The sequence below is a fragment of the Gordonia sp. LMA484 genome (genome assembly GCF_058129505.1).
In genome coordinates, this window is sequence record NZ_CM176700.1 from 5,549,245 (window position 1) to 5,575,641 (window position 26,397).

The window sequence follows — 26,397 nt, forward strand, 5'->3', positions numbered from 1 at the left end:
CCGGGTCAGCCGTGCTGGGTGAAGCCGACCTGGCCGGGGCGGCGGTTGGGGGCGTAGCCGAGCTTGGCCAACGTCTCGTCGGCGTCGCGGTAGGTGTCGCCGATGCGGTAGATCTCGCGGGCCTCCTTGCCGGTGGCCACCTCGCGTCCGAGTTCACCGGCGATGCGGACCAGCTGCTGGATCTGCTCGACCGAGGTGAACTTCTGGCCGACGCGGCCCCAGATGGTGTCCTCGTTGCCGCACCGGGTGTGCAGGCCCATCGCCATGGCCATGGTGTTGACCGGGAGCACCGACCGCATCAGCGTCTCCAGCGTCAGGCAGGCACCGTCGGGGACCCGCTGGATGAAGTTCATGATGTTGTACGGATTCGGGCCGTCGAAGCCGCCGCCGATGCCGACCCAGGTGAGATTCAGCGGACCGGTGTAGACGCCACGGCGGATGAGGCGTTCGACGGTTTCCAGCTGCGGGATGCTGGACAGCTGGAAGTGCGGCTGGATGCCCGCGGCCTGCAGGCGGCGCAGGTGCTCCTCGACCCATTCCGGTCCGGCCGGCACCGTCATCTCGCGGTAGGTGGCCGACAGTTCCGGCCGCTGCAGCGAGGTGCCGGCGATGTCGTCGTCGGTCATCAATTCCATGATGTTCATCTGGCTGGTGTTGATGGCGATGGTGACCTGGTCGGGCGCCGGGTCGAGCTCGGCCAGCATGTGGCGGGTGTCGTCGGAGAGCCACTTGGCGTCCGCGCCATCACCTTCGGGGGCGAACGAGATCGATCCGCCGACCTGCAGGATCATGTCCGGCACCGCTTCGCGCAGTCCGCCCAGCAACTCGTTGAACTTCGACATCCGCTTGCTGCCCTTGCCGTCGAGCTCACGTACGTGGATGTGCAGCACTGTGGCGCCGGCCTCGTAGCAGTCGACCGCCTTCTGGACGTGCTCATCCATGGTCAGCGGCAGATCCTCACGGAAGTCGTCGAGTTCCCATTCCGGGCCGTAGGGCGCTGCGGTGATGACCAGCTTCTCCTGGGTTTCGGGGAAGAGGGCGTCGTCGTGGAAATGCATTGGTTTCTCCTTGGATCAGGTTGTGGAGGTGGTTGTTTGGGGTTTGGGGAGGACGTGTCAGAACGGTCGGTCGCCGACGATCCCGGCGCGTTCCATCTTGCGGACGGCCGGCCAGTAGTCCTGGACGGCGTAGTGCTGGGTGCAGCGGTTGTCCCAGATGGCGATGCTGTTCTCGGTCCAGCGCCAGCGCACCTGGTATTCCGGGATCGTTGCCTGACTCATCAGGTACTGCAACAGATTTCCCGCCCCGGGGGCGTAGTCGATGCCGAAGCGAACGTGGTCGGAGGTGTGGTAGTTGACCAGATGCGTCGTGAACGAGTTGACGAACAGAATCGGGTCGCCGGTCTCCGGATGCGTACGGACGACCGGGTGTTCGGCGTCCGGGAATCGGCTGTGCAGCGCGTGTCGCTGCTCGATCGGCATCCGGGCGCCGAAGCTGGCCTCGATGCTGTGCCGTGCACGCAACCCGGCGATCTGGTGCTTCACCGCCGCCGGCAACCGGCGGTAGGCCTCCACCATGTTGACCCAGATCGTGTCGCCACCGACCGGCGGCGCCTCGACACAGCGCAACACCGATCCGAACGGCGGGTTCTCCCGCCAGGTGGCGTCGCAGTGGAAGGCGTTCTCGAAATGCTCTGGCGGACTGTCGAGGTCCTTGTAGATGCGAACCAGACCGGGATGGTCGGGGTCGCTGCCCAGGACCGGATGATCCTCGAGCGGCCCGAACCGCTCGGCGAGTGCGACATGCTCGGCGCGGGTGATGTCCTGGTCGCGGAAGAAGAGCACCTTGTGTTCGAGCAGCAGCGAGCGGAGCCGGTCGAATTGGGTGTCGTCGCGGGAGACCTCGCCGAGGTCGATGTCGAACACCTCCGCCCCGAGGGAGCAGGTGAGCGGTTGGACCCGAAACGGGGTCTCGACCGACTCACGGAGTGCGGTTGTCATGATTCGTCCTTTCGGTTCAGGCGAATTGGCTGGTGAGTTTCAGAGGGTGAAGACCGACGACCCGACACTGCGGCCGGCTTCCAGATCGCGATGTGCGGTCACGGCGTCGGCGAGGTCGTAGCGCTGGTTGATGTCGATGGTGATTCGTCCGGCGCCGACATGGGAGAACAGTTCGCCGGCGAGTGCGGCCCGCTCGGCCGGATCGGCGATGTAGTCGGCGAGCGCCGGCCGGGTGACGAACACCGAGCCGTTGACGGCCAGCTGCATCGCGTCGATCGGCGGGATCGGGCCCGATGCGGTGCCGAAGCAGACGAGGAGTCCGCGTCGCGCAACCGATTTGAGGGATGACTCGAAGGTGGTGGCGCCGATACTGTCGAACACGACCGGGACACCGGCACCGTCGGTCAGCTCCCGGACCCGGCCGGCGACGTCCTCGCGGGTGTAGATGATGGTCTCGTCGCACCCGTGCTCGCGGGCAACGGCAGCTTTCTCCTCGCTGGAGACGGTCCCGATCACCCTCAGCCCCAACAGTTTCGCCCACTGGGTGAAGATCAGTCCGACTCCGCCGGCAGCGGCGTGCAGCAGCACCGTGTCACCGGCGGCCAGCGGCCAGATGCGGCGCAGCAGGTACCCGGTGGTCAGTCCGCGCATGGTCATCGCCGCGGCGGTGTCGAAAGCGACGTCGTCGGGCAACGGGATCAGATGCTCGGCCGGCATGACTCGCTCGGTGCTGTAGGCCCCGAGGGGGCTTCCGGTGTAGGTGACCCGATCGCCGGCGGACACCGACGTGACTCCCGAACCGACCTCCTGCACCACGCCGGCGGCCTCCACACCCATTCCGGCCGGCAGCGGCGCCGGGTACAGCCCGGTACGGAAGTAGGTATCGGCGAAGTTCAGGCCCACCGCCTCGTGGGCGATGCGGACCTCACCGGGGCCCGGTGTTCCGACCTCGACTGTCTCCCAGCGCAATACGTCGGGTCCGCCGACCTCGTGGAAGCGTACGGCCTTCGCCATGTTTTCTCTTCTCCTCTCGGCCCTCGTCGTTCGAACGCGTCTGGTTGGAACGCCTTGATCGGGGCCCATCTGATGTGGCGGCCATTTCGTCCGACCGCTCACTGTGATGGAGACAACATTACGAGAGTTCGACCGCCATTGCTTTTCCTCAAGGGACACCCCGCTGTGCATTTCGGGACATACACTGGCGGTGTGAAACCCCTCGCCCGCTACGCCGCACTGAACAACTACGTGGAACTCGGGCACTCGTTGGGTCTCGATCCGGCACAGCTCGTGCGGGACGTCGGACTCGACCCCGCGAGTCTCGCGTTGCAAGATCGGTGGGTGCCCGCCGAGGCGATCGCCGAACTACTCGAACGATCCGCCGCCGCCTCGGGCCGTGCCGACTTCGGTCTCGCGCTGGCCCGGTATCGCCGCCTCGGCAACCTGGGTCCGTTGAGCCTCGTCATCCGCGAGGAGCCCGATGTACGGAGTGCGCTGCGGGTGTTGATCAGGCATCAGCACATGTACAACGAGGCGCTGCGGACGCGCCTGAGCGAGGTGGGCGGTGTCGCCACACTCGCCACCACCGTCGATGTCGGCGGTAGCGGTGACGTCCGGCAATCGGTGGAGCTCGCCGTCGCCGTCCTGTTCGGGCTGCTGCAGGGATTCATCTCCCCGCAGTGGCGTCCGCTGGGCGTCGCGTTCACCCACACTGCGCCCGACGATCCCCGCGCGCACGATCAGTTCTTCGGCACCACTGTCCGGTTCGATCAGGACTTCAACGGGATCACCTTGTACACAAAGGATCTCGATACCCCCAACGCGATGGCGGATCCGGAGCTGCACCGTTACACGCAGGAACTCCTCGACGACTTCGCAGCCTCCCCCGAGCCCGACACCGCGTATCGGGTGCGTGAACTCATCGAACTACTGCTACCGACGGGACGCTGCTCGGTCGATCAGGTCGCCCGAAGTCTCGGCGTGGATCGCCGCACCGTCCACCGACGGCTGCGTGCCGAGGGCGAGACGTTCTCGTCGGTCCTCGACTCGACCCGGGTGGGCTTGGCCCGTCACATGGTCGGCAGCGATCGCCATTCGCTGACCGAGATCGCCGACCTCCTCGGGTTCTCCTCCCCCGGCAACTTCTCCCGGTGGTTCCGGCAGCGATTCGGACAGAGCCCGAGCGAGTGGCGCCGGGCCGCCTGAGTCAGTCCAACCTGAGTCAGTCCCGCCTGAGTCAGTCCAACCCGAGTCAGTCCAGCCAGTCCAGCACCGATGCCGCGGTCCAGCTCTGCTGCATGCTGCCCAGCGGTTCGCCGGTGAACGGTTCGTAGTACTCCGCGAAGGCACCGTCGGTGGCCTGCCGTAGCCCTTCCTCACGCAGCCGCGCGGACCGTTCGGTCCAGCCGCGGCGCGCGAACGCCCAGCTGAACAGCCACGTCATCACCGGCCACACCGGCCCGCGCCAGTACTCGCGCGGACGGAAGTCCATGGAGATCGGCGACGTCGACGGCGGAACCGCGTAGCGCAGGTCGGGATGACCGCAGAAGCGTGGGCCGTCGAACAGCCGCAGCAGCGCGCGTTCACGTTCCCGGGAGAGCCCACCGCAGATCAGCGGCGCGAAGACCGCGATGGTCTCGGTGTTGATCCAGGAATCCGTCCGTAGGTCGTAATCCCGTGCCGCACCGTTGCGTTCGTTCGCCGAGGCCACCACGCCGGCGCGGAAGCGATCCGCCCACGCACGGAGGTCACGCACATCGGAACGAGGCTTCGAGTAGTCCTCGCCGATGGTGGCGAGCACATCGCACGCGACGGCGAAGATCGCGCTGACGAAGACGTCCTCGACCGCGAAGTCCATCACCTTCGGCAACAGATCGTCGTCGTAGTTGGCCCGCTTCATCTGTTCGACGAGCCACAGGTACCGGTCGTATTCGAGGTTCGACGGCCGCATCGACAGATCGCCGCCGACGTGATCGAGGTCGGCGCGGACGTAGGACGGCAGATCGGCGCCGGGCACCACATTCGCGTACGGGCGGTCCCAGCGCGGCGAGTTGTCCATCCCGGATTCCCAGCCGTGGAAGATGGTGACGCGGCCGTTGCCGTGCGGGTCGCGGGCGTGCGCGAGCCATCGATGCCACCGCACCAGCGACGCCCATCGCCGGTCGATGAACTCGTTGGCGACCGCTCGCGTCGTGCGCCCGTGACGGCGGGAATGGTCGAGGATGCGCTGGACCGCGATCGCATGCACCGGGGGCTGGGTGATGCCGGAGGTGTCCGGGGCATCCGGGGCGCAATTGGCCAGCCGCGCACATTCCCATCGCGCCGGACCCGGGAAGTAGCCGTCGCGACCGTTGGCGAACACGATGTGCGGGATCATGCCGTTCGCCCACTGCGCCGACAGCAGCGTATCCATCTCGATGACCGCCCGCTCCACCGACAGCGGCGCCAGCCCGACGGTCACGAACGCGGCGTCCCAGCTCCACATGTGGGGGTACAGCTTGGGTGCGGCGCTGGTCATCGTGCCCAGGTCATTGCCGCGCAGCAGGTACGCCGCTCGGGCTGACAACTGCGTCGGGGTGAATCCATACCGTGCCACGCGTCGATTCTGCCCTGCTGACGACGTCGTCGCGCACCGAGTGTGCGCGGATGACGCCCTTGTAGCCTGGCGGTGTGTCGACTGCTTTGATAACCGGGGCCAGCCGCGGCCTCGGCGCGGAGATCGCCCGCCAACTCGCCGGAACCCATGACCTGCTGCTCGGCGGTCGCCCGTCGGCCGAACTGGACGCACTGGCCACCGAGCTCGACGGTGCCAGCACATTCGGAGTCGAGCTCACCGACTATGAGGAGGTGGAGGCGGCGGTCGAGGCCATCTCCTCGCTCGACGTCCTGGTACACAACGCCGGCGTCGGGAGCAGCCTCGAGACGATCGCCGACACCCCGGTCGAGGAATGGCATCAGGTCCTCGAGGTCAATCTCGTGGCGGCGGCCGAACTGACACGACTGTTGCTCCCCGCACTGCGCGAGGCGCACGGGCACGTGGTGTTCATCAACTCCGGCGCCGGCCGCCGTGCGAATCCGCGCTGGGCTCCCTATGCGGCGAGCAAGTTCGGCCTGCGCGCCCTTGCCGACGCACTGCGTGCCGAGGAACCCACGCTACGTGTGACGTCGGTGTTCCCCGGCCGCATCGACACCGACATGCAGCGCGACCTCGTCGCGATCGAGGGCAACGAGTACGACCCGTCCAAGTTCCTGAAGACGTCGACGGTGGCCGCGGCCGTGGTGCACGCCATCACCACGTCGGCCGACGCACATCCCGAGGAGATCGTGCTGCGGCCGACGGGGCGCGGCTGACGCGCTACAGCTGCTTCAGGTCCGACTGCTCCCACACCGCACGCATCGACGACACCTTGCCGTCGGCGTTGAACACCATGATGTCGATCGGGGCGATCTCGAACTTCATCCCCGACGTCCCGGTGACCAGGGTGAACTCGAAGACCGCGGTATCGCCCGCGATCTTGCGCCACTTGAGCGTCGCCGTACGCTCGTCCATCCCGGTGATGACCGAGTAGAACTCGATCAGCTGCTCACGGGTGGTGCGCAGGTCCGCGCCGATCGGATCCTCGACGGTCGCGTCCGGTGCGTACAGATCGGCGATCTGCTCGGCCGTGCCCGAGTTCAGGAGATCGACGTATGCGTCGACCGTCGCGTTGATCTTCTCGCTGAGGGTTCCCTGCTCCACCGTCATCATGCGCCTTTCGTCGAAGTAGAACGTGTTCTATTTCGACGACGGTAGCACTCCCACAGGGCGAATGGATCGGAGATCCGCGGTCCGGCGTCGGGCACGGCTCGACCGCGGATCGTGTACACCCTTGTCGAATGTCTACGAGTCAGGAGCGCTGGTCGTAGGTAGACCGACTCACCTTTATGTCGGAGCGGTGGTCGCGGGCCCACTGGGCAAGTCCCACGGCATGCGGAAGCAGGGAACCTGCGAGGTCCGTGAGCCCGTACTCGACTCGCGGCGGGACCTCGGGATGCGCCGTGCGCGTGAGTAGACCGTCACGTTCGAGATTCTTCAGATTCAACGAGAGCATGCGCTGCGAGATACCGGGTATGCGCCGGTGGAGCTCGGTGAAGCGCAGCTGTCCGTCGTTGAGGGTCGCAAGGATCAGTAATGCCCATTTGTCAGCGATTCGGTCCATCAATCCGCGAACCGCCGCGCCTTGATCGCCGATGATGACGCAGAGCGTGTCGGACCGGGACATGGCACCTCCACTGGGACCGATTACACGCGTGTGCCTTTTGTAAGGCCTCTGATTCTGTCGAAGAATCAACGTGCCCACAACACGCAACCCGACAGCCGGAGGTTTCCGATGATCATCGCGTACTGGACTGTGGGTGGGCTCGTGTCCCTGTTCTACCTGTATTCGGGCGGCATCAAGGTGATGCGTTCAAAGGAACAGTTGCGGCCGATGATGTCCTGGGTCGACGCCATGTCCCTGAAGCAGGTCAGGGCGATCGGCGCGCTCGAGGTGGCCGGCGCGGTGGGCCTGATCTTGCCACCGTTGACCGGTATCGCCGCGTGGCTCGGACTTGCCGCAGCGATCTGTCTGGTCCTGCTACAGGTCGGCGGCATCACCCTGCATGTACGCCGCGGCGAACTCAACGTGCTCGGCCTGAACGTCGTGTTGCTCGCAGCCGCCGCGGTGACGGCATGGTTGGCGACGGTGTGGCTGTGACCAAACGCAGCCACACCGTGGCTGCCCTATCAGTAGATGACCCGCTCGTAGATCGTCGCGTTGGCCAGACCGCCGGCTTCGCACATCGTCTGCAGGGCGAACCGCTCATCCCGCTGCTCGAGCGCGTTGACCGCGGTCGTCGCCAGCCGCGCGCCGCTGGCACCGAGCGGGTGGCCGAGGGCGATGGCGCCGCCGTTGACGTTGACGCGGTCGAGGTCGACGCCCAGTTCCTTGGCCCACGCCAGCACCACGGGCGCGAACGCCTCATTTACCTCGAACAGCCCGATGTCGCCGAGATCGAGTCCGCTGCGGGCGAGGATCTTGCGTGTGGCAGGGATGATCGCGGTCAGCATCAGCAGCGGGTCGTCGCCCGCGACCGCGAACGAATGCACCCGCGCCCGCGGCTGCAGACCCAGTTCACGCGCCTTGTCCTCCGACATGATGAGCAGAGCGGCGGATCCGTCGCTGATCTGGCTGGCGTTGGCTGCGGTGATGTTCCAGCCGATCTGCGGGAAGCGTGCCGCCATCGCCTCGTCGTAGTACGCGGGGCGCAGCCGGGCGAGGTCCTCGAGGGTGCTGCCCACACGGATGCCCTCATCGGCAGTCAGTCCCACGATCGGCGCGATCTCGTTCTCGAACAGACCGTTCTTCGTCGCGACGGCCGCGCGGTCATGCGACCGCAGGGAGAACTCGTCGATCTCCGCGCGCGAGATGCCCCACTTGGCCGCGATCAGCTCGGCGGAGATGCCCTGTCCGACAAGACCCTCCGGATAGCGTTCGTCGAATGCGACACCGTTGAGATCGCTGGTACCCGCGACGGCCGACCCCATGGGTATGCGCGACATCGACTCCACGCCGGCGGCCACCACCACGTCATAGGCCCCGGAGAGGACGCCTTGCGCAGCAAACGCGATGGCCTGCTGCCCGCTACCGCACTGGCGGTCGACAGACACGCCGGGGACCGACTCGGGATACCCGGCCGCGAGTAGCGCTCTGCGGGCGATGTTGAAGCTCTGCTCCCCGACCTGACTGACCACACCGGTGACGACGTCGTCGATGAGCCCCGGATCGATTCCGGTGCGGTCGACCAAGGCGGACAGGCTGTGCGCCAGCAGGTCTACGGCGTGGACGTCATGCAGCGCGCCGCTGGCCTTACCCTTTCCGATCGGCGTGCGGACCGCGTCGACGATGACTGCATTCGTCATGGAACTACCTCCAAGTCAGGGCTGACTTTTGTCGGCCATAGTCACGTGATACGCCGCTGACTATGGTTCTGTCAAGTCAGATGTAGGATGGTTCACATGATGACGTTGACGGGTGCGTTGGCCGACCGGGACTCCTGGCAGGCAACGGGATGCTCGATCGCGAAGGCCTTCGACATCATCGGCACGCGGTCGGCGATCCTGATCCTGCGCGAGGCGTTCTACGGGGCGACCCGGTTCGACCAGTTCGCCCGACGGGTCGGCATCACCGACGCCGTGGCATCGGCGCGACTGAAAGAGCTGACCGAGGCCGGCGTATTCGAGAAGGTGCCCTACCAGGAGCCCGGCCAGCGGGTTCGATATGAATACCGGCTGACCCAGATGGGTCGCGATCTCATGCCCGTGGTCGTCGGCCTGATGCAGTGGGGCAACCGTTACCTACAGCCCGACGGCGCGCCGTTGCGGTTGAGCGACAACGCCACCGGGGAGTCCGTCACCGTCGATGTGCGGACAACGTCGGGAGCCGAGGTCGACGACGTCGATGTGCGGGTGGCGCGGCGGTTCCGCTGAAAGTCGCGATGAGTTCTGCCCGCGGGTGCAGTCTGACCTACATGGGCAAACTCATCTATGGCTTCAACGTGTCGGTGGACGGGTACATCGCCGACGCGCAAGGCAACTTCGACTGGTCCGAACCGAGCGACGAGCTGCACCAGTACTGGAACGACTTCGAGCGAAACACCGCCTTGTCGTTGTACGGGCGACGACTCTACGAATTGATGTCGGAGTATTGGCCGACCGCCGACCAGGACCCGGACGCGGGCCCGATCATCGTCGACTTCGCACAGGTCTGGCGAGACATGCCCAAGGTCGTGTTCTCGCAGACCCTGGAGTCCGTCGACTGGAACTCCCGCCTCGAACGCGGCGACCCGGTCGAGGTGGTGACGAAGCTGAAAGCCGAGACGGACGGCCAGATGGAGGTGGCCGGCGCGACACTGGCCGCGCCGATCGTGCAGGCCGGGTTGGTGGACGAGTTCCGGATGGTGGTCTCACCCACCGCCGTGGGCGGTGGCCTTCGGTTCTTCCCGACGCTGCCGTCGTGGATCTCCATGTCACTGGTGGAGAATCGCACCTTTCCGGGCGGCATCGTCCTGCTGCGCTATGCGGTGAAGCGGGACTGATCTACTTCAGATCCGCACTCGACTTCCCCAACACGCGCCGCGCGATGATGAGCTGCTGGATCTGCTGAGTGCCCTCGAAGATGTCGAGGATCTTGGCGTCACGCGCCCACTTCTCCAGCAGCATGGTCTCCGAGAAGCCTGCGGTGGCACCGACTTCGACGGCCTTGTTGGTGACGTCGGTGACCATGCGACCGGCCTTGGCCTTCGACATGGACGCCTCGCTGGAGTTCGGCTCTTTGTTGTCGGCCATCCATGCCGCCCGCACCGTGTGCAACCACGATGCCTCCCAGTCGGATTCGAGACGGATGAACTCGCAGACCGTCGCGTGCTGGGCGGCGGCGGGCCTGTCGTAGTCGATCGTGTGTCCGGCTTCTTCGAGCATGCGCCGCAGTTCCTCGAGCGCGGCCCGCCCGAGTCCGATGGCCATGGCCGCGACGAACGGGCGCGTGTTGTCGAAGGTCTGCATGACCCCGGCGAACGCCTTGCGGGTGTCCACCTCGGGCGAGCCGAGGAGGTTGTCGGCGGGCACGCGGGCGTTCTCGAAACGGATGACCGCGGTGTCCGACGCCTTGATGCCGAGCTTGTGCTCGAGCCGCGCGACGGTCACACCCTCGGTGGTCATCGGCACCACGAAGCTCTTGATCGCCGCCCGCCCGGCGCTACGGTCGACGGTGGCCCACACCACGACGTGGTCGGCCCGCGAGCCGGCGGTGACAAAGATCTTCTCGCCGTTGATCAGGTAGTCGTCGCCGTCCCGGGTAGCCGTCGTCGACACCGCTGCCGAGTCGGAGCCGAAGCTGGGTTCGGTGATCGCCATCGCCGCCCACACACCGGAGAACTTCTCGAGCTGTTCGTCGTTGGCGACAGCGGAGATGGCGGCGTTGCCCAGGCCCTGACCGGGGATCGAGAGCAGGAGGCCGACGTCGCCCCAGCTCATCTCGCTCGCGGAGATGAGCGAGCGCATGTTGGGACCGTTGACGACGTCGGAGGCGGGCTCGTCGGTATCGGAGGATCGTTCCTGGTCACGCGACTTCTTGGCCAGCTTGCCCAGCTCGTCGAGCTCCACCGGGTATTCGTGCTCGGCCTTGTCGTACTTGCGCGAGATCGGCCGGAAGATGTGCTCGGCCGCCAGGTGGGTTCGCTCGAGGGTCGAATCGAACTTCTTCGGCAGCTCCAGGTTGATCGCCATGACCCTACCTTACTCAGCGGTAAGTTCTTTTCCAACCCCCGTTGAGGACATACCCTGAACCGGTGACCTACGACGACGATCTCGCCTACCGGATTCGCGGCATGCTGGCAGCCGAGTGCGGTGTGGACGAGAAGTCCATGTTCGGGGGTCTGGCCTTCCTCATCAACGGCAACATGGCCATCGCGGCCAGCGGGCAGGGCGGCCTCATGGTGCGAGTCCCGCCCGATCAGACCGAGGTGCTCCTCGAGTTCGACCACACCGCGCCCATGGTCATGTCGGGCCGCGAGGCCCGCGGCTGGTTGCGCGTCTCCGACGACGGCATCCGCACCGAACGCCAGCTGCAGCGATGGGTCACCATCGGCTCCGACTACGCCCGGAAGCTGCCGCCGAAGTAGATCTCGACACGGCCCCTCGCCCGGAGCTCGGAACCTAGATCAGCGAGTCCAGGCGGGAGTCACCCACCACTGGACGCTCGGCAGGATTCACCCCCGCTCGTCGAGTAGCGAGCGAGCCCCCGGGGCGAGCCTGCGTACCGAGACCCGGTCCCGATCGCTACGGGACGACGTTGACCATCCGCCCGGGCACCACGATCACCTTGCGGGGTTCACCGTCGAGCAGGGGCACGATCTTCTCGTCGGCCAGAGCGACGGCGCGCACGGTCGCCTCGTCGGCATCCGCGGCGACGACGATCCGGCTGCGCACCTTGCCCTTCACCTGGATCGGGATCTCGATGGTGTCCTCGACGAGCCACTTCGCGTCGGCTTCCGGGAACGGACCGCGCGCCAGCAGTGACTGCTTGCCGAGCCGGTGCCACAATTCCTCGGCGATGTGCGGCGCCAGCGGGGCCAGCATCACGACCAGCGGCTCCACGGCCGCGCGGGGTGCGCCCGAGCGTTCGAAGTTCTTGGTCAGGTGATTGGTCAGCACCGTCAGCTTCGCCACCGCGGTGTTGTTGCGCAGCTCGGCATAGTCCTCGCGGACACCGGCGATCGTCTTGTGCAACAGGCGGTTCGTGTCGTCGTCGAGCTCGGCGTCGGTGCAGCGGGACGCCCCGGTCTCCTCGTCGACCACCAGGCGCCAGATCCGCTGCAGGAACCGCTGGGAGCCGACGACGTCCTTGGTCGCCCACGGGCGCGACTGATCCAGCGGACCCATGAACATCTCGTAGACACGCAGGGTGTCGGCCCCGTAGTCGCGGCAGATGTCGTCGGGCGTCACCGAGTTCTTGAGCGACTTGCCCATCTTCCCGTATTCCTGGGTGACCGGCTCGCCGTCGTAGAAATACCCGCCGTCGCGCTCCTCGACACCCTCGGCCGGCACATAGACACCCCGCGAGTCGGTATACGCGTAGGCCTGGATCATGCCCTGGTTGAACAGCTTTCGGTACGGCTCGCGGCTGGTCACATAGCCGAGGTCGAAGAGCACCTTGTGCCAGAAGCGCGAGTACAGCAGGTGCAGCACCGCATGCTCGACGCCGCCGATGTACAGGTCGAGGCCACCCGGATCGTCCGGACCGTGCAGCTTCGGCCGCGGACCCATCCAGTAGGCCTCGTTCTCCTTGGCGCAGAACGTGTCCGAGTTGGTGGGGTCGATGTAGCGCAGCTGATACCACGAGCTGCCCGCCCACTGCGGCATCACGTTGGCGTCCCGGGTGTAGGTCTGCAACCCGTCGCCCAGGTCCAGTTCGACGGTCATCCAGTCGGTGGCCTTCGCCAACGGCGGCGACGGCTCGCTGTCCGCGTCCTCCGGGTCGAAGGAGACCGGCGCGTAATCGTCGACCTCCGGAAGTTCCACCGGCAACATCGATTCCGGCAGAGCGTGGGCCTCACCGTCGGCGTCGTACACGATCGGGAACGGTTCGCCCCAATATCGCTGACGCGCGAACAGCCAGTCGCGCAGCTTGTACTGGATGGTGCCGGTGCCCGCTCCCTGGGCCTCGAGCCACTCGATCATGGCGGCCTTGGCCTCCTCGACCGCCAGACCGTCGAGGAAGCCGGAGTTCACCGCGGGACCGTCGCCGATGTAGGCCTCGGTCTCGATGCCCTGCTCGGAACCGATCACCTCGCGGATGGGCAGCCCGAACACGGTCGCGAACTCGTAGTCGCGCAGGTCGTGGGCGGGCACCGCCATGATCGCGCCGGTGCCGTAGCCCATCAGCACGTAGTCCGCGATGAACACCGGGATCTGCTCGCCGTTCACCGGATTGGTGGCGAAGGAACCGGTGAAGACACCGGTCTTCTCCTTGTTCTCCTGCCGCTCCAGATCCGACTTCGCCGCGATCTGTGCGCGATACACCTTGATCGCCTCGGCCGGACTCCCGGCGCCGCCGGTCCACCGATCGTCGGTACCGTCCGGCCAGGCCTCGGCCGTGAGCGAGTCGACCAGCTCGTGCTCGGGAGCCAACACCATGTAGGTGGCGCCGAACAGGGTGTCGGGTCGGGTGGTAAAGACCTCGATGGCGTGTCCGCCCGCGGCCGTGTCTGTTCGGCCCGCTCCCGGCACCGGGAAGGCCACCTGCGCGCCGCGCGAGCGTCCGATCCAGTTGCGCTGCATCGTCTTGACCTTGTCCGGCCAGTCCAACAGATCCAGGTCGTCCAGCAGACGGTCGGAGTAGGCGGTGATGCGCATCATCCACTGCCGCAGATGCTTGCGGTACACCGGGAAGTTGCCGCGATCGCTGCGGCCGTCCGTGGTGACCTCTTCGTTGGCGAGCACGGTGCCCAGCCCCGGGCACCAGTTGACCAGCGAGTCGCTCTGATACACCAGCCGGTGGGAGTCGATCACCGCGTTGCGTTCTGTTCTGGTCAGCGACGACCAGTCGCGCCCGGCGAATTTCTCGTCGCCGTCGAGCGTCCGCGTGCCCGAGTCGAACTCGCCTATCAGCTCGGCGACGGGACGGGCCTTGCCCTGATCGGCGTCGTACCAGGCATTGAAGATCTGCAGGAAGATCCACTGCGTCCACCGATAGAACTCGACATCGGTCGTCGCGACCCGTCGCCGCTCGTCGTGTCCCAGCCCGAGCCGTCGGATCTGGCCGAGGTAGCGCTCGATGTTCGCCTCGGTGGTGGTGCGCGGGTGCGTACCGGTCTGGACCGCGTACTGCTCGGCGGGCAGACCGAAGGAGTCGAAGCCCATGGTGTGCAGAACGTTCTTGCCGGTCATCCGCTGGTAGCGGGCGAAGACGTCACTGGCGATGAAGCCGAGGGGATGTCCGACATGCAGTCCCGCGCCCGACGGGTACGGGAACATGTCCTGGATGAAGAGCTTGTCGTCGGCGTCGGCGCCTGCCCCGCCGAATGCAGAGAGGTCGCCGGCCAGCGGTCCGACCGGGTTGGGCGCCTCGTAGGCGTGCTGGTCTGCCCAGTTGCGCTGCCACCGGGCTTCGATCTCACCGGCGAGCTCGGCGGTGTAGCGGTGGCCGGGCACGCCGACCGCGCCGGGGGCCGTCGCGGTACGGGCAGAATCAGCTGAAGTCACCCGACCAGCGTAAATCGTGGCGTGAACCACGAGCCAACGGGTGGTCGCCACGAGTGAGCGCCGACCGGTGAATTCTGCAGCTACGACGGTCGGTCGTATGGTTGTCGATGTGAACGTCCTGCCTGTTGTCGCCGCCGTGATCGTCTTCGTGCTGGCTGCGATGTGGCTGGTGGTCGGGCTGCTCGGCATCACCGGTCGACTGCGCCGCAACCGTTTCCTCGGTGTCCGCGCCGACGAGTCCATGCGCTCTGAGCAGGCATTCACCGTCGCCAACCGGGTCGCCGCACCCGGTCTGCTGACCGCTGCCGCCCTGCTGGTCCTGGGCGGAATCCTGACGCTGGGCATCGACGGATTGTGGTCCCTGGTGTTCGCCGGTGTCGCGCTCGTCGCCGCGGTGTTCGTCGTCGGCCTGGTCAGCGCCTACGGCGTCCGTGCCGCCGCAGCCGTCCCCGCCGAGGACGACGGCTGTGCGTGCTGTTCCTCACACGAGAGCGCGGCAGATCCCGCCGGCGACACCGCCGCAGCGAAGGCCACCGACGCCGACCATGCCGCCGACTGCGGGACCTCGAGCTGCGGCGCATGCACCCTCCGTGGCGTGTGCTCGGCCGAATCGGCCCAGGCCTGAGCCTCTGTGTCGTCACCGCTGAAGGTCGCTCGCGACCTCCTCAACCGCTCCCCGATCGACGGCTTCATCCTTGCCATCCTGACCGCGGTCATCGTCGCCGCATTCCTGCCCGCCCGCGGTGATGCCGCCGACGTGCTCGACTGGGTCGTCGTCATCGCCATCGCGCTGCTGTTCTTCCTGTACGGCACCCGCCTGCACCCGCGGGAGGCGCTCGAGGGCCTCAAGCACTGGCGGCTGCACCTGACGATCCTGTCGTTCACATTCGTGGCGTTCCCGATCATCGGGCTGGCGATCAAACCGATCGTCGAACCGATCGTCGGCGCCGACCTGTACGCCGGCCTGCTGTTCTTGTGCCTGGTGCCGTCCACGGTGCAGTCCTCGATCGCCTTCACCTCGATCGCCCGCGGCAACGTGCCGGGTGCGATCGTCAGTGCGTCGGCATCCAACATCATCGGCGTCGTGCTGACGCCGCTGCTCGTGGTCGCCCTGATGACCACGGAGAACGGCGTGCAGATCGATGCGACGTCGGTGCTGAAGATCGTCCTGCAGATCCTCGTCCCGTTTATCATCGGCCAACTCGCGCGGCCCTGGGTCGGTGGTTTCTTCGGCCGGCACGCCCGCGCGACGAAGCTCGCCGACCGCGGTTCGATCGTGCTGGTGGTCTACTCGGCGTTCAGCGAAGGCGTGCGTGAGGGCATCTGGTCGATCGTCGATGCCTGGCAGGTCATCGCGGTCGCAGTGATTTCGCTGATCCTGGTGGTGTTCATGCTCGTGGTCACCCGCTGGGTGCCCCGGCGGCTCGGGTTCAACCGCGAGGACGTCATCGCCATCCAGTTCTGCGGCACCAAGAAAAGTCTCGCCACCGGTCTGCCGATGGCGACCGTGCTGTTCGCCGGGTCCACGGTCGGGCTGATCGTGCTGCCCCTGATGATCTTCCACCAGATCCAGCTCATCCTCTGCTCATGGTTGGCCACCCGCTACGGCCGAGAGGCGGACGCGGCAACGGCCGCGCAGTGATCAGCTTCGACCCTCGAATGTTCACTGCGAGGAAACTAAAGTTCGCTAGACTACCCGCATGAGTGCCGACGTTTCGAAAACCGTCCGCGACACCGGCGACCCCGCACCCATCCAGCGTGAGGTCATCGGCGAGCCCCCGACCGGCGGAGACCTCGAGGCCGCGATCGCCCACCAGGTCCGGTTGCTGCGGCGCAATGCGGGGATGTCGGTGGCCGACATGGCGGCCAAGGTCGGGATCTCCAAGGCGATGCTGTCCAAGATCGAGAACGCCCAGACGTCGTGCAGCCTCTCCACTCTGGCCCGGCTCGCGGCGGGTCTCGATGTCCCGGTCACCTCGCTGTTCCGCGGCGCCGACGTCGAGCGGGAATCCATCTACACCGAGGCAGGCAAGGGTGCGGTCATCGTCGGCCGTGGCACCCGCGTCGGCCACCACTACGAACTCCTCGGCACCCTGCGCGGACAACACAAGCGCCTGGAACCCGTACTCGTCACCCTCACCGACGACAGCGAGGTGTTTCCCCGCTTTCAACACCCGGGCACCGAGTTGCTCTACATGCTCGAGGGCGTCATGGTCTACGGCCACGGCACCGCCGAGTACACCCTGAGCCCCGGCGACTGCCTGCTGCTGGACGGCGAGGGCATCCACGGCCCCCACGACCTGGTCCAGCTGCCGATCCGGTTCCTGGCCGTCACCGCCTATCCGGATAACCACGAGACGCAGTGACGGGGTGGGTGCCGGCGTGTGGCGCGCGCGTCGGCCCTTCGTGACGCATCCTCGCAAGCTCGGAGGCTCCTCAGGGACCGAGGGGGACCGCATCCTCGCAAGCTCGGAGGCTCCTCAGGGACCGAGTTGGACCGCGTCCTCGCAAGCTCGGAGGCTCCTCAGGGACCGAGGGGGACCGCATCCTCGCAGGCTCGGAGGCTCCTCAGGGACCGAGTTGGACCGCATCCTCGCAAGCTCGGAGGCTCCTCAGGGACCGGGTTGGGGACCGGGACCGAGTAGGACCGTGATCACCCCACCGGCGCCGACAGCGGCAGATTGACGAAGCTCGGCCGGGTCGGGTCGAGCTGGATGTGCTCGGGCCGCAGTTTCGACTCGTTCAGCAACGGGCGCAGCGGGAGGCCGCGCGGCAGGTTCATCGCGAACACGTCGACCCGCAGCCGATGCCCGGGCCGGATCAGCGCCTCGGTCGGCAGCAGCCCGATGTCGAGGGAGACCGGCCGGCCGGGGGTCACCCTCTGCCGGGACGCCAGCGTCAAGTCGTAGAACGGATCGATGACGTCGCCGTTGGGCGCGAACTGCGACTTCGACCGGTCGTAGTCGCGCAGTGACGCCATCACCTGACCCGAACTGATGACCTTCGACGTCCCGTCGGGCGCAACGTCGTTCAGCGTCGCCGTCCAGTAGCCGTCGGTCGCGTCCATCACCGTGTTCAACCGGACATTCGTGTAACCGGACACGCTACGCGTGGTGCGCATCGGTGCCGTGGTGAACGTCAACGCGTTGCGCTCCGCGATCCGGGCGTCGTTCGCGCAGAACGGGAAGAACGCGGTCGCGCCAGCCATCTGCTGCGCGGAGTCCCGCGAGCACAGCGTCAGGATTCCGGGCGAGATCGTCATCCGGCCTCGTGACGCCGGCACGTCGGTGGTCAGGCTGCCATCGCGAACCGCGTACGGGGCGGTGCCGCTGGGGCGGTCACCGAGGTAGAGCCGCTGCCGGGTCATGCCGGCCCGGGGGAACTGCTGCGCGGTGATCCACGAGTCGCCGACCTGCTTCAGGTTGACCGGCCCGTACGAGTCGATGCCGTTGTCGATGCCCTTGAGCCACTTGTCGAACCAGGCCTTCTGGAGTACATCGAGGCGCGGCGGTTGGGCGCGATGACCCTGCCCGCCGCCGATCGTCAGGTGATACCCGTCGCCCATGATGAGCTGTTTGCGGCCCGGCGACAACGGGATCTTGTTGTACATCCGGACTTCGCTGTTGGTGAAGAGGTCGAACCAACCGCCGTAGATGAACGTCGGCGTGCTGATCCGCTCGGCATGGTCGAGCCACGCCTGCCGTGGTTCGCCCGTCGTCGTGAGTAGTTCGCGCAGTTCCGGCGGAACCGACGCGATGTCGGGTGTCAGGAGCGCCGCGAAGAGCTGCGGATAGAACGTGAACGGGTCGGAGACGCGGTCGGCCAACCACTTCCAGTCGAAGGTGCCGTTCAGCATCGACGCCACGTTGGGGACCATCTTCGTCGTGTTGACCAAGGTGAGCCACATCGGCAGGAAGCCGGCGCCGAGAGCACCGCCGGGTGCGACGATGTCGCGGATGAGGTCGCCGCCCGGTTCCACCGGGAAGATGGCCTTGAGCGCCTTCGGGTTCTTGTTGGCGGCCTGGATCTGGTTGATCGCCGAGTACGAGACCCCGGACATGCCCACCTTGCCATCGGAGAACCGTTGGCGCGCCGCCCAGTCGATCACCTCGGTGGTGTCCTGCTGTTCCCGGTTCTGAAAGACGTTCCACGTGCCCTGCGAGAAACCGGTCCCCCGCACGTCGACGACGACCTGCGTGTAGCCGCTGCGCACGAGGTCGTAGTCGACCATGAAGGTGCGTGCGCCACCGTCCTGGAGCGCCTGGGTGAGCTGGGTGATGTCGGCGAAGTCGCGCAGCGGCGAGGACACCTGGGCGATGGTCGACACCAGCTGGGTCAGGAACGGCCCGAGCACCGGATGCTGGGTCACCGCGGACCCGACCGCGGTGATCAGCTTGGTGTACGGCGTCATGTTGACGATCACCGGAGTGCGCCTGGCCGACGCCCGCCCGGCCTTGTCGGCGGGACGGTACACGTTGGCGCGCAGAATCGTTCCGTCACTCATCCGGATCGGGACATCCCACGTGACGGCGACGCCGGGATAGGGCTGCGGCCCGTCGTGCGAGGCGACCCACCGGGCGGCGGCAGCACCTCCGGACGGCGGCGGCGCCGCTGTCGCCGCCGGGATCACCAGCCCCGACACCAGTAGCACCGATGTCAGGACACCGACAATTCCCGCGATCTTTCCCACCCGCACGCCACAAACCCCCCGGTTGTCGAACAAGCGAGGAAAAGGTAGCAGAGATTGTGGCGTGCGTCACCCCTGGGGTTCAGGATGCCGGTTCGAGGTGCCGCAGGTCAGTTGCGCGTGAGGTCGAGCGGGTGCGTGGCGAGCAGCGGCATGGGCCACGGCTGCCGCCGGAGCACCGCACCCCAGAGGTCGGTGGTGGTGGGTGCGACGATGTCCCCCGGCAGCGCCGAGGCGAGCATCCAGCTGTCCTGTTCGAGTTCGGCGTCGAGTTGGCCGATACCCCAGCCCGAGTAGCCCGCGAACAGACGGACCGATTCGAGAACGTCGGCGAGTGCCTCCGGGTCCCCGTCGAGGTCGACGAGGGCCACCCGGCCGTCGACCGGACGGATCGCGTCGTGGCCGCTGATGTCGGCGCCGTGTTTCACCACGCCGAGACACAGCGCGGCATCCTGCTTGACCGGGCCGCCGACGAACAGCGCCCGTGGCGATGCGGCGAGCTCAGACCACTGCGGGAGCAGATTGTGCACCGCGGTCTGACTCATCCGATTGAGGACGACCCCGAGACTGCCGGCCTCGTTGTGCTCCATCATGTAGATGACGGTCCGGGCGAATGTCGGCTCGAGGAGATCGGTGGACGCGAGGAGAAGGGTGCCCGGCCGGACCCGGCCGACGGACGGCAGATCCCGTGCCGCACCCGCAGCGCCCTCCGAGTAGAACTCGGGGGTCGGTTCCTCTGACTCGTCGCCGCCGGCCACCTTCACATCATGGCATGGACCGACCCTCCAGGTCGGTACTCTGGATCAGTGATGTCAGTGTCTCCGCATACCAACCCCGGTCTGCGGGGCTTCATACGCTCGCTCGGGCACTCGCCAGGGCTGGGGCGGCTGTTGGCGGTGCGCCTGACCAGTCAGATCACCGACGGTGTGTTCCAGGCAGCACTGTTCGGAGCGATCCTCTTCAATCCCGAGAGGCATGCCGATCCGCTCGCCGTGGCGGGCGGTCTGGCCGTGCTGCTGCTCCCCTACTCGATGATCGGCCCGTTCGCCGGCGCCCTCCTCGATCATTGGGACCGACGCAATGTCCTGATGTACGCCAACATGATTCGCGCTGTGCTGATCTCCCTCGTCGCGCTGTGCATCGCAACGGGTGCGAGCGACACGATCGTGCTGATCGGGGCGCTCGCGGTGACCGGTGCGAGTCGCTTCGTGGCGTCGGGCCTGTCCGCATCCCTGCCCCATGTGGCACATCGCGACGTCATCGTGGCGACCAACGCACTGTTCACCACCCTGGGCGCGGGCATGCTCGCGGTCGGGGCCGGTTTGGCCGCGGTGCTGCGCGCCCTGTTCGGTGCGGACAACTCCGGCAGTGCTCTCACCACTCTGGGCGGGGTGGCCATCGCACTCATCGCGGCCGGCCTCGCGCACGGTTTCGCGCGACTCCAACTGGGCCCCGACGAACCCGACGACCCCGGCCGGTCGGCCCTGCACGCCGTCACGGTCGGACTGCTGCACGGCGCCCGGGCCGTCGCCCGATCACGGACCGTGTCGGCGGCTCTGTCGGCGATCGGGGCGCACCGGCTCGTCTTCGGCATCAACACCCTGATGCTGCTCGTACTGAGCAAGCAGGCCGGGGCCGGCGACGGCCTGGCCGGGCTCAGCGTGGTGGCCGGTTTCACCGCCGGCGGTGCGTTCCTCGCCGCCGTGATCACCCCGATCTCGGTGGAGCGATACGGCCGACGGTTGACGCTGGTGACCGCCCTGTCGCTCGGGGCCGTCGCAGAGGTCTCACTGATCACCTTCAACCCGGTGGTGCTCTGCATCGGAGCCTTCGTCCTCGGCCTCATCGGCCAGGTCGCCAAGCTGTGCGGCGACGTCGCGATGCAGGTCGACATCGGCGACGCCGTGCGCGGGCAGGTCTTCTCCGTGCAGGACGCGGTGTTCAACATCGCCTACGTCGGCGCGGTCACGCTGGCCGCCTTCGCGATCCCGCCCGACGGGCGGTCGGTGGGGCTGCTGGTCTTCGGCGTCGTGCTCTACCTGGTCGGCGCCGTCGTGGTCCGCTTCCTGCACACCCCTCCCCATCGACATCGGTCGGTCAACGGTGATCGAATCGAGGCGACCGGTCGTCATAGCTGACGTCGGCGCGCCCGTCGCCGTCGTCGTCGACGAGCACCCGGTCGTAGCGGCCGTCACCGTCGGAGTCGACGTAGAGCCGGTACGCCACCGGGACACCCGCCCGCCGCGTGCCGACGATCTCGACGTCGGCGGCCCCGTCACCGTCGAGGTCTCGGGACACCACGACCGTCTCCCCGCCCGGGTCGGGTTGCGGCTGGGGTTTCGGTTCCGGCGCAGGACCGTCCCCCACCCGGCCCGCCGGCGGCGGGATCTCCGGTTCGCCACGGCCGGGTGGTCCGGTCCGCCGGCCCCACACCCCGTTACCCGAGTCCCGGAAGAAGGCGTCGGGTCGGCCGTCGTCATCGCGGTCCAGTGCCGCGACGTCGGCGGATCCGTCGCCGTCGGTGTCCCACATCGCATCGTCCCGCAGCCCGTCACCGTCGAAATCCAGCCACACCGCGTCCGGCTGCCCGTCGTGGTCGAAGTCGGCGTCGGCGGACGACACCCAGGACGTGGTGTGCCCGTCACCGGTCCCGAAGAGGTAGTCGATCGCCGAATCCATACCGATTCGACGCACCGCGCCGCCCGCTGGTTCCCTGCTCGACCCCGGCCGGTAGGTTCTGGGGCTATGTACGTGAGCGATCTGGGTGAACAGTGGCGCCGCGCTCGCCTCCGTCCCGAAGTCGTCCACCTCGACTCGGCCGCCGCCGCCCGGTCGTCGAATGCGGTCATCGGCACCATCTCCGCGCACCTGTGGCGGGAGTCCGAACGCGGCTCGTACGTCGCCGCCGCGGACCGTGCTGAGGAGATCGCCCGCGACATGCGCGACCTCGCGTCACTGATCGGACACACCTCTGACGAACTCGCCTTCCGAGAGAGCGCCCGCGCCGCGCTGCGCGCACTGCTCACCTACTGGAATCTGCCGATCTCCACCACCGTGTGGGTCGCCAAGAACGAGTTCGGTCCCAACCTCGTCGAGTTCGAGCGTCGCGGCTTCGCCGTCCGGCCGCTGCCCGACGCGGACATCGTCGGCCACGTCGACACCGACGCCCTCGAGAACATGCTGCAGTTCGAACAGCCGGACTTCATCCACATCTGCCACATCGGTTCGATGTCGGGCATCGTGCAGCCGGTCACCCGGATCGTCGAGATCGCGCACGCCGCCCGGGTTCCGGTGGTCGTCGACATGGCGCAGTCGGCCGGCCACACGCCGACCGTGACCGGCGCCGACGTCGTCTACGGCACCAGCCGCAAGTGGCTGGGCGGCCCGCGCGGTGTCGGGTTCGTCGCCGTCCGCAAGGACGCCCTTCGGCCGGTGGAGATCGAGAGTTCGGAAGCCTTCGTCGCCGGTCGACTCGGACTCGGGGTGGCGGTATCCGAGGTTCTCGCCGTCGGCCAGCAGCGCGTGTTCCGTGAGTTGTCGGCCATCGGCCGCTACACCCGGGAACGGCTCGACGGGATCGGCAGCTGGGAAGTGCTCGAACCCGCCGACGAACCGTCGGCGATCACGACGCTCGCGCCGCCGCCGGGCTGGCAACCCTCCGACGTGGCCGCCGCGCGCGACAAGCTCCTGTCCCTGGGCATCCTGGTGACCTGCGCCGATTCCTGGCGCGCCCCGCTCGCCACCGAACAGTCGGTGCTGCGGATCAGTCCGCATCTCGACGTCGAACGCGAGGATCTCGACAAGCTCGCCGACGCCCTGCGGACGATGGGTTACTGAGCCACCGACCCGACGATCTCCTCGACCGCCGGCCGGGCGCGCTCCGCGTCGGTGGCGACCAGCCCGATGCGGGTGCGCCGGTCGAGCACGTCGTCGGCACTCAGCGCGCCCTCGTGGGTCACCGCGAACTCCACCTCTGCCCGGGTGACGTCGAGGTCGTCGGCGATCAGGTCCAGCGGGCGCTCGACGCTCGCCGCGGACACGACCTTGGCTGCCTCCGAACCGAATCGGGCCACCAGAGAGGCCGGCAGACCAGGTCGGCGCGGTATCCCGGCCGCACCGATCAGCGGAGTGGTCGCGGTGACGCATCGGCCTGCCGTCAGACCACCGGCCTCGATCGCGGCGTCGACCGCGTCCTGGGCCATGCGGCGGTACGTGGTGAGTTTCCCACCGAGCACGCCGACGAGCGTACCGTCGGCGACCTGCACCCGATGCCGACGGGACAGATCTGCGAGATCTCCTGAGCCCGAGTCACTTTCGGCGGCGATCAACGGACGCAGCCCGGAGTAGGTACCGAGGATGTCGGCGCGGGAAACCGGTTGTGCCAGCACAGGGTTGACCGCGTCGATGAGGTAGTCGATCTCGTCGTCGGACGCTTCGGGCACATCGGGGATCGGTCCGGGCGCGTCGACGTCGGTGAGGCCGACGTACACCCGGCCCAGCTGTTCGGGCAATGCGAAGACGAATCGGGAGATCGATCCGGCGACCGGGATGGTCAGGGCACCTGCCGGATTGCCGAAGGTGGCCGCGTCGAAGACCAGGTGCGTGCCGCGACTGGGCCGCAGTCGCACCGACGGGTCGATGTCGCCGGCCCAGACCCCGGCAGCGTTCACCACCGTCCGTGCCATGACGTCGAAAGATTCACCGGTGCGCGTATCCGTCAGTCGCGCACCGGTTCCGGTGACCCGGTCGGCACGCGTGTGGGTACAGATCAGCGCGCCGAAGACGGCGGCTGTGCGGGCCGCCGCGACGACGAGCCGGGCGTCGTCGACGAGCTGCCCGTCGGTGTTGGCGAATCCGCCGCGCAGTCCGTCCCGCGACGTCGCGGGACACAATGCCAGCGTGTCGTCGACGGACAGCCGCGACGGTCCGGGCAGGACCGACGCCGGGGTACCGGCGACCCGGCGTAAGACGTCGCCGGCGCGGAATCCGGTGCGGATCAACGCCGAGGTCCGCCGGGACCCGACGTCGGGCACCACCTGTGACAGTGGCCGGATCAGATGCGGTGCGATCGCGGTCATCAGGTGATGCCGCTCCACCGCACTCTCATGCGCGATGGACATCTGGCCACCGGCGAGGTAACGCAGTCCGCCGTGTACGAGCTTGCTGCTCCAGCGCGAGGTGCCGAAGGCGAGATCATGGGCGTCGACGAGAGCCACCCGCAATCCGCGGGTCGCGGCGTCGAGGGCCACCCCGACCCCGGTGATCCCCCCGCCGACGACGAGTACGTCGAGCGGCTGATCGTTGTCCGCCAACGCTGCGAGCCACGCGCTGCGTTGGCCGGCGTTCAGCGCGGTCACCGCATCACCGTCACGTTGCCGTGGGTAGGTCTGTGTCGGGTCGGCGCAGATACGACGACAGTGCGTGATGGAGTTCGCGGCTCCACTCGTCGCCGAGGATCGACTCCACCAGCGCACGGGACTGGACCGCCGACTGGGTGATCAGCAGGACCATGGACGCCATCTTGTCCGGATCGCCGTCGCGGACCTGCCCGCGCCGCTGCCCGTGCGCGATCGCGTCGGACAGGATGTCGAGGACGCCTTGCTGACTGGCGCCGAGCCGGTCGAAGACGTACGGCGTCATGAAATCGCGTTGCGATCGCCACAGGGCGTCGACCAGCGCGTCGTCGCGCAACGCCGCGGCCACCCGGACCACGAGGTCGATCGTGGCGTCGAACTCGGCGGTCCGCAGAGGCGTGGCCTCGGTCACCGCACTCACGATGCCGAGCACCTCACGGGTCAGCAGGGCACGGGTGATCTCGTGCATGTCCGGCCAGCGTCGGTACACCGTGGGTCGACTGACCCCGGCCTCACGCGCGACCTCCGCAAGAGTCACCTTGCGACCATCGTTGCGGATCAGGCACTCCCGCGCGGCGTCGAGAACCTGGTCACCGATGTCTGGTTTACAGATTGACATGATATGTAACATCGTAACCTATGGGCTCCACACCCCACGACCATCGCGTCGGCCAGATCGCGGTTCTGGCCAACCCGCACGCGCGCAACGGCGCCGGGCGGGCGGTGGCCGATGCCGCGATCGCGGAGTTCTCCTCGCGTGGCGTGAGGGCCGAGCTCGTGATCGGCCGCGACGCGCGCGATGCGGCCGAGCAGGCCGGTAAGGCCGCCCGCGGCGATGCCGACGGAATCGTCGTGGTGGGTGGTGACGGCACGATCCGACTCGCCGTCGAGGCGACCTTCGGCACCGGCAAGCCGATCGGGGTCATACCGGCCGGATCGGGCAACGACGTCGCCCGCAACCTGCACATACCGCTCGACGACCCGGCCGCCGCGGTCGCGGTGATCGCCGAGGGACACACCCAGACCGTCGACCTGGGCCGGGTGACGTTCCCGGACGGCCGCAGCGCCCTGTTCACGACCGTCGCCGCAACCGGATTCGATGCGTCGGTGACCGCCCGGGCGATCGAGATGTCGTGGCCGAAGGGACAGTCGCGCTACACGCTGGCCGCGATGCGCGAGCTCGTCGGACTGCGTACCCGCCACTACGACGTGCGCGTCGACGACACCTCGATCGACGACGACCTCGTGTTCGCCGCGATCGGCAACACGACGTCATACGGCGGCGGCATGCAGATCACCCCCCACGCGTCGATGACCGACGGGCTCCTGGACCTGACCTATGCCGTCCGCCCGTCCCGGTTCGCCCGGCTCACCATCGCCCGGGTCTTCCCCACGGTCTTCTCCGGGTCGCACGTCGATCACCCGACGGTGCACACCATGCGCGGCCGCGAGATCGAGCTGTATTGCGATCCGCCGGCGCTGGTGTCGATCGACGGCGACCTCGTCGGTGAACTGCCCGCGGTGTTCGAGGCGGTGCCGGGCTCTGCGACGTTCTTCGCCCCGGCACCCTAATCTCCC

The 26,397-nt window shown here is 67.5% G+C and carries 26 protein-coding genes; 12 read left to right on the forward strand and 14 right to left on the reverse strand.

What is annotated here, in order from left to right:
- Positions 1–5: 5 nt before the first annotated feature.
- From AC4AMJ_RS24630 to AC4AMJ_RS24640, 3 genes are read right to left on the reverse strand one after another with little or no spacing between them, the layout of a single operon-like run.
- Positions 6–1,058, reverse strand: coding sequence for a beta-keto acid cleavage family enzyme (locus AC4AMJ_RS24630; RefSeq protein WP_489915319.1), 1,053 nt, complete (start codon positions 1,056–1,058; stop codon positions 6–8).
- A 57-nt stretch (positions 1,059–1,115) separates the two neighbouring features.
- On the reverse strand, positions 1,116–2,000 hold the full coding sequence (locus AC4AMJ_RS24635) for a TauD/TfdA dioxygenase family protein (protein ID WP_489915321.1): 885 nt from the start codon (positions 1,998–2,000) through the stop codon (positions 1,116–1,118).
- A 39-nt stretch (positions 2,001–2,039) separates the two neighbouring features.
- Positions 2,040–3,014 carry a quinone oxidoreductase family protein gene (locus AC4AMJ_RS24640; RefSeq protein ID WP_489898555.1) on the reverse strand — a complete coding sequence of 325 codons (975 nt, stop codon included), beginning with the start codon at positions 3,012–3,014 and terminating at the stop codon, positions 2,040–2,042.
- Positions 3,015–3,206: 192 nt separating this feature from the next.
- On the opposite strand from AC4AMJ_RS24640, the gene AC4AMJ_RS24645 reads away from it, so the two are divergent.
- Complete coding sequence (locus AC4AMJ_RS24645; RefSeq protein WP_489915323.1) at positions 3,207–4,202, forward strand: AraC family transcriptional regulator; 996 nt, start codon at positions 3,207–3,209, stop codon at positions 4,200–4,202.
- 46 nt (positions 4,203–4,248) lie between these two features.
- Here the strand turns inward: AC4AMJ_RS24645 and ggh are convergent, their stop codons facing one another.
- Positions 4,249–5,592 carry a glucosylglycerate hydrolase gene (ggh, locus tag AC4AMJ_RS24650; RefSeq protein ID WP_489898553.1) on the reverse strand — a complete coding sequence of 448 codons (1,344 nt, stop codon included), beginning with the start codon at positions 5,590–5,592 and terminating at the stop codon, positions 4,249–4,251.
- Between the two features lie 74 nt (positions 5,593–5,666).
- Here ggh and AC4AMJ_RS24655 point away from each other — a divergent pair, with 74 nt between their 5' ends.
- Positions 5,667–6,347 carry an SDR family oxidoreductase gene (locus AC4AMJ_RS24655; RefSeq protein ID WP_489898551.1) on the forward strand — a complete coding sequence of 227 codons (681 nt, stop codon included), beginning with the start codon at positions 5,667–5,669 and terminating at the stop codon, positions 6,345–6,347.
- A 4-nt stretch (positions 6,348–6,351) separates the two neighbouring features.
- Here AC4AMJ_RS24655 and AC4AMJ_RS24660 read toward each other — a convergent pair whose 3' ends face one another.
- Positions 6,352–6,741, reverse strand: coding sequence for a nuclear transport factor 2 family protein (locus AC4AMJ_RS24660; RefSeq protein WP_489918507.1), 390 nt, complete (start codon positions 6,739–6,741; stop codon positions 6,352–6,354).
- Positions 6,742–6,883: 142 nt separating this feature from the next.
- A complete protein-coding gene (locus AC4AMJ_RS24665; RefSeq protein ID WP_489915325.1) occupies positions 6,884–7,258 on the reverse strand; it encodes a winged helix-turn-helix transcriptional regulator in 375 nt (124 codons plus the stop codon).
- Positions 7,259–7,366: 108 nt separating this feature from the next.
- Here AC4AMJ_RS24665 and AC4AMJ_RS24670 point away from each other — a divergent pair, with 108 nt between their 5' ends.
- The gene (locus tag AC4AMJ_RS24670) at positions 7,367–7,732 is read left to right on the forward strand and encodes a DoxX family protein (protein WP_489915327.1); all 366 of its coding nucleotides are present in this window, start codon (positions 7,367–7,369) and stop codon (positions 7,730–7,732) included.
- 29 nt (positions 7,733–7,761) lie between these two features.
- On the opposite strand, the gene AC4AMJ_RS24675 is transcribed toward AC4AMJ_RS24670, so the two are convergent.
- Positions 7,762–8,937, reverse strand: coding sequence for a thiolase family protein (locus AC4AMJ_RS24675; RefSeq protein WP_489915329.1), 1,176 nt, complete (start codon positions 8,935–8,937; stop codon positions 7,762–7,764).
- A gap of 96 nt (positions 8,938–9,033) precedes the next feature.
- Here AC4AMJ_RS24675 and AC4AMJ_RS24680 point away from each other — a divergent pair, with 96 nt between their 5' ends.
- A complete protein-coding gene (locus AC4AMJ_RS24680; RefSeq protein WP_489898548.1) occupies positions 9,034–9,504 on the forward strand; it encodes a winged helix-turn-helix transcriptional regulator in 471 nt (156 codons plus the stop codon).
- Positions 9,505–9,545: 41 nt separating this feature from the next.
- Entirely contained in the window at positions 9,546–10,112 is a 567-nt protein-coding gene (locus tag AC4AMJ_RS24685) for a dihydrofolate reductase family protein (RefSeq protein ID WP_489915331.1), read from the forward strand.
- Between the two features lies 1 nt (position 10,113).
- On the opposite strand, the gene AC4AMJ_RS24690 is transcribed toward AC4AMJ_RS24685, so the two are convergent.
- On the reverse strand, positions 10,114–11,301 hold the full coding sequence (locus tag AC4AMJ_RS24690; protein ID WP_489898546.1) for an acyl-CoA dehydrogenase family protein: 1,188 nt from the start codon (positions 11,299–11,301) through the stop codon (positions 10,114–10,116).
- A 62-nt stretch (positions 11,302–11,363) separates the two neighbouring features.
- Between AC4AMJ_RS24690 and AC4AMJ_RS24695 the strand changes: the two genes are divergently transcribed.
- Entirely contained in the window at positions 11,364–11,696 is a 333-nt protein-coding gene (locus AC4AMJ_RS24695; protein WP_489898545.1) for a TfoX/Sxy family protein, read from the forward strand.
- Positions 11,697–11,853: 157 nt separating this feature from the next.
- Here AC4AMJ_RS24695 and leuS read toward each other — a convergent pair whose 3' ends face one another.
- Positions 11,854–14,778: a leucine--tRNA ligase gene (leuS, locus tag AC4AMJ_RS24700; RefSeq protein WP_489915333.1), complete on the reverse strand. Its 2,925-nt coding sequence runs from the start codon at positions 14,776–14,778 to the stop codon at positions 11,854–11,856.
- 97 nt (positions 14,779–14,875) lie between these two features.
- On the opposite strand from leuS, the gene AC4AMJ_RS24705 reads away from it, so the two are divergent.
- Genes AC4AMJ_RS24705 through AC4AMJ_RS24715 form a run of 3 tightly spaced genes read left to right on the forward strand, consistent with a single transcriptional unit; the run spans position 14,876 to position 17,144 of the window.
- Positions 14,876–15,403, forward strand: coding sequence for an SdpI family protein (locus AC4AMJ_RS24705; protein ID WP_489915335.1), 528 nt, complete (start codon positions 14,876–14,878; stop codon positions 15,401–15,403).
- Between the two features lie 6 nt (positions 15,404–15,409).
- Positions 15,410–16,420, forward strand: coding sequence for a bile acid:sodium symporter family protein (locus tag AC4AMJ_RS24710; RefSeq protein ID WP_489915337.1), 1,011 nt, complete (start codon positions 15,410–15,412; stop codon positions 16,418–16,420).
- A 58-nt stretch (positions 16,421–16,478) separates the two neighbouring features.
- Positions 16,479–17,144, forward strand: a complete 666-nt coding sequence (locus AC4AMJ_RS24715; RefSeq protein WP_489898541.1) for a helix-turn-helix domain-containing protein — start codon at positions 16,479–16,481, stop codon at positions 17,142–17,144.
- 287 nt (positions 17,145–17,431) lie between these two features.
- Here AC4AMJ_RS24715 and AC4AMJ_RS24720 read toward each other — a convergent pair whose 3' ends face one another.
- On the reverse strand, positions 17,432–19,474 hold the full coding sequence (locus AC4AMJ_RS24720; RefSeq protein WP_489915339.1) for a CocE/NonD family hydrolase: 2,043 nt from the start codon (positions 19,472–19,474) through the stop codon (positions 17,432–17,434).
- Positions 19,475–19,575: 101 nt separating this feature from the next.
- The gene (locus AC4AMJ_RS24725) at positions 19,576–20,223 is read right to left on the reverse strand and encodes a YqgE/AlgH family protein (RefSeq protein WP_489898538.1); all 648 of its coding nucleotides are present in this window, start codon (positions 20,221–20,223) and stop codon (positions 19,576–19,578) included.
- A gap of 51 nt (positions 20,224–20,274) precedes the next feature.
- Between AC4AMJ_RS24725 and AC4AMJ_RS24730 the strand changes: the two genes are divergently transcribed.
- Positions 20,275–21,603: an MFS transporter gene (locus AC4AMJ_RS24730; protein ID WP_489918508.1), complete on the forward strand. Its 1,329-nt coding sequence runs from the start codon at positions 20,275–20,277 to the stop codon at positions 21,601–21,603.
- On the opposite strand, the gene AC4AMJ_RS24735 is transcribed toward AC4AMJ_RS24730, so the two are convergent.
- Entirely contained in the window at positions 21,563–22,144 is a 582-nt protein-coding gene (locus tag AC4AMJ_RS24735) for a hypothetical protein (protein ID WP_489915341.1), read from the reverse strand. The two genes, AC4AMJ_RS24730 and AC4AMJ_RS24735, sit on opposite strands and share 41 nt — an antisense overlap.
- 66 nt (positions 22,145–22,210) lie before the next feature.
- Between AC4AMJ_RS24735 and AC4AMJ_RS24740 the strand changes: the two genes are divergently transcribed.
- A complete protein-coding gene (locus AC4AMJ_RS24740; protein ID WP_489915343.1) occupies positions 22,211–23,302 on the forward strand; it encodes an aminotransferase class V-fold PLP-dependent enzyme in 1,092 nt (363 codons plus the stop codon).
- Here the strand turns inward: AC4AMJ_RS24740 and AC4AMJ_RS24745 are convergent.
- Complete coding sequence (locus AC4AMJ_RS24745) at positions 23,296–24,822, reverse strand: glycerol-3-phosphate dehydrogenase/oxidase (protein ID WP_489915345.1); 1,527 nt, start codon at positions 24,820–24,822, stop codon at positions 23,296–23,298. The two genes, AC4AMJ_RS24740 and AC4AMJ_RS24745, sit on opposite strands and share 7 nt — an antisense overlap.
- Positions 24,823–24,832: 10 nt before the next feature.
- Positions 24,833–25,438 (reverse strand): TetR/AcrR family transcriptional regulator, encoded by a 606-nt coding sequence (locus AC4AMJ_RS24750; protein ID WP_489898534.1) that lies wholly within the window; start codon positions 25,436–25,438, stop codon positions 24,833–24,835.
- A gap of 20 nt (positions 25,439–25,458) precedes the next feature.
- Between AC4AMJ_RS24750 and AC4AMJ_RS24755 the strand changes: the two genes are divergently transcribed.
- On the forward strand, positions 25,459–26,391 hold the full coding sequence (locus AC4AMJ_RS24755) for a diacylglycerol/lipid kinase family protein (RefSeq protein ID WP_489915347.1): 933 nt from the start codon (positions 25,459–25,461) through the stop codon (positions 26,389–26,391).
- Positions 26,392–26,397 lie beyond the last annotated feature (6 nt).

Coding starts and splice junctions, on each gene's coding strand:
- AC4AMJ_RS24630 (WP_489915319.1), bottom strand. CDS start 1,058: ATGCATTTCCACGACGACGCCCTCTTCCCCGAAACCCAGGAGAAGCTG.
- AC4AMJ_RS24635 (WP_489915321.1), bottom strand. CDS start 2,000: ATGACAACCGCACTCCGTGAGTCGGTCGAGACCCCGTTTCGGGTCCAA.
- AC4AMJ_RS24640 (WP_489898555.1), bottom strand. CDS start 3,014: ATGGCGAAGGCCGTACGCTTCCACGAGGTCGGCGGACCCGACGTATTG.
- AC4AMJ_RS24660 (WP_489918507.1), bottom strand. CDS start 6,741: ATGACGGTGGAGCAGGGAACCCTCAGCGAGAAGATCAACGCGACGGTC.
- AC4AMJ_RS24665 (WP_489915325.1), bottom strand. CDS start 7,258: ATGTCCCGGTCCGACACGCTCTGCGTCATCATCGGCGATCAAGGCGCG.
- AC4AMJ_RS24670 (WP_489915327.1), top strand. CDS start 7,367: ATGATCATCGCGTACTGGACTGTGGGTGGGCTCGTGTCCCTGTTCTAC.
- AC4AMJ_RS24675 (WP_489915329.1), bottom strand. CDS start 8,937: ATGACGAATGCAGTCATCGTCGACGCGGTCCGCACGCCGATCGGAAAG.
- AC4AMJ_RS24680 (WP_489898548.1), top strand. CDS start 9,034: ATGATGACGTTGACGGGTGCGTTGGCCGACCGGGACTCCTGGCAGGCA.
- AC4AMJ_RS24685 (WP_489915331.1), top strand. CDS start 9,546: ATGGGCAAACTCATCTATGGCTTCAACGTGTCGGTGGACGGGTACATC.
- AC4AMJ_RS24690 (WP_489898546.1), bottom strand. CDS start 11,301: ATGGCGATCAACCTGGAGCTGCCGAAGAAGTTCGATTCGACCCTCGAG.
- AC4AMJ_RS24705 (WP_489915335.1), top strand. CDS start 14,876: ATGGTTGTCGATGTGAACGTCCTGCCTGTTGTCGCCGCCGTGATCGTC.
- AC4AMJ_RS24715 (WP_489898541.1), top strand. CDS start 16,479: ATGAGTGCCGACGTTTCGAAAACCGTCCGCGACACCGGCGACCCCGCA.
- AC4AMJ_RS24730 (WP_489918508.1), top strand. CDS start 20,275: ATGTCAGTGTCTCCGCATACCAACCCCGGTCTGCGGGGCTTCATACGC.
- AC4AMJ_RS24735 (WP_489915341.1), bottom strand. CDS start 22,144: ATGGATTCGGCGATCGACTACCTCTTCGGGACCGGTGACGGGCACACC.
- AC4AMJ_RS24740 (WP_489915343.1), top strand. CDS start 22,211: ATGTACGTGAGCGATCTGGGTGAACAGTGGCGCCGCGCTCGCCTCCGT.
- AC4AMJ_RS24750 (WP_489898534.1), bottom strand. CDS start 25,438: ATGTCAATCTGTAAACCAGACATCGGTGACCAGGTTCTCGACGCCGCG.
- AC4AMJ_RS24755 (WP_489915347.1), top strand. CDS start 25,459: ATGGGCTCCACACCCCACGACCATCGCGTCGGCCAGATCGCGGTTCTG.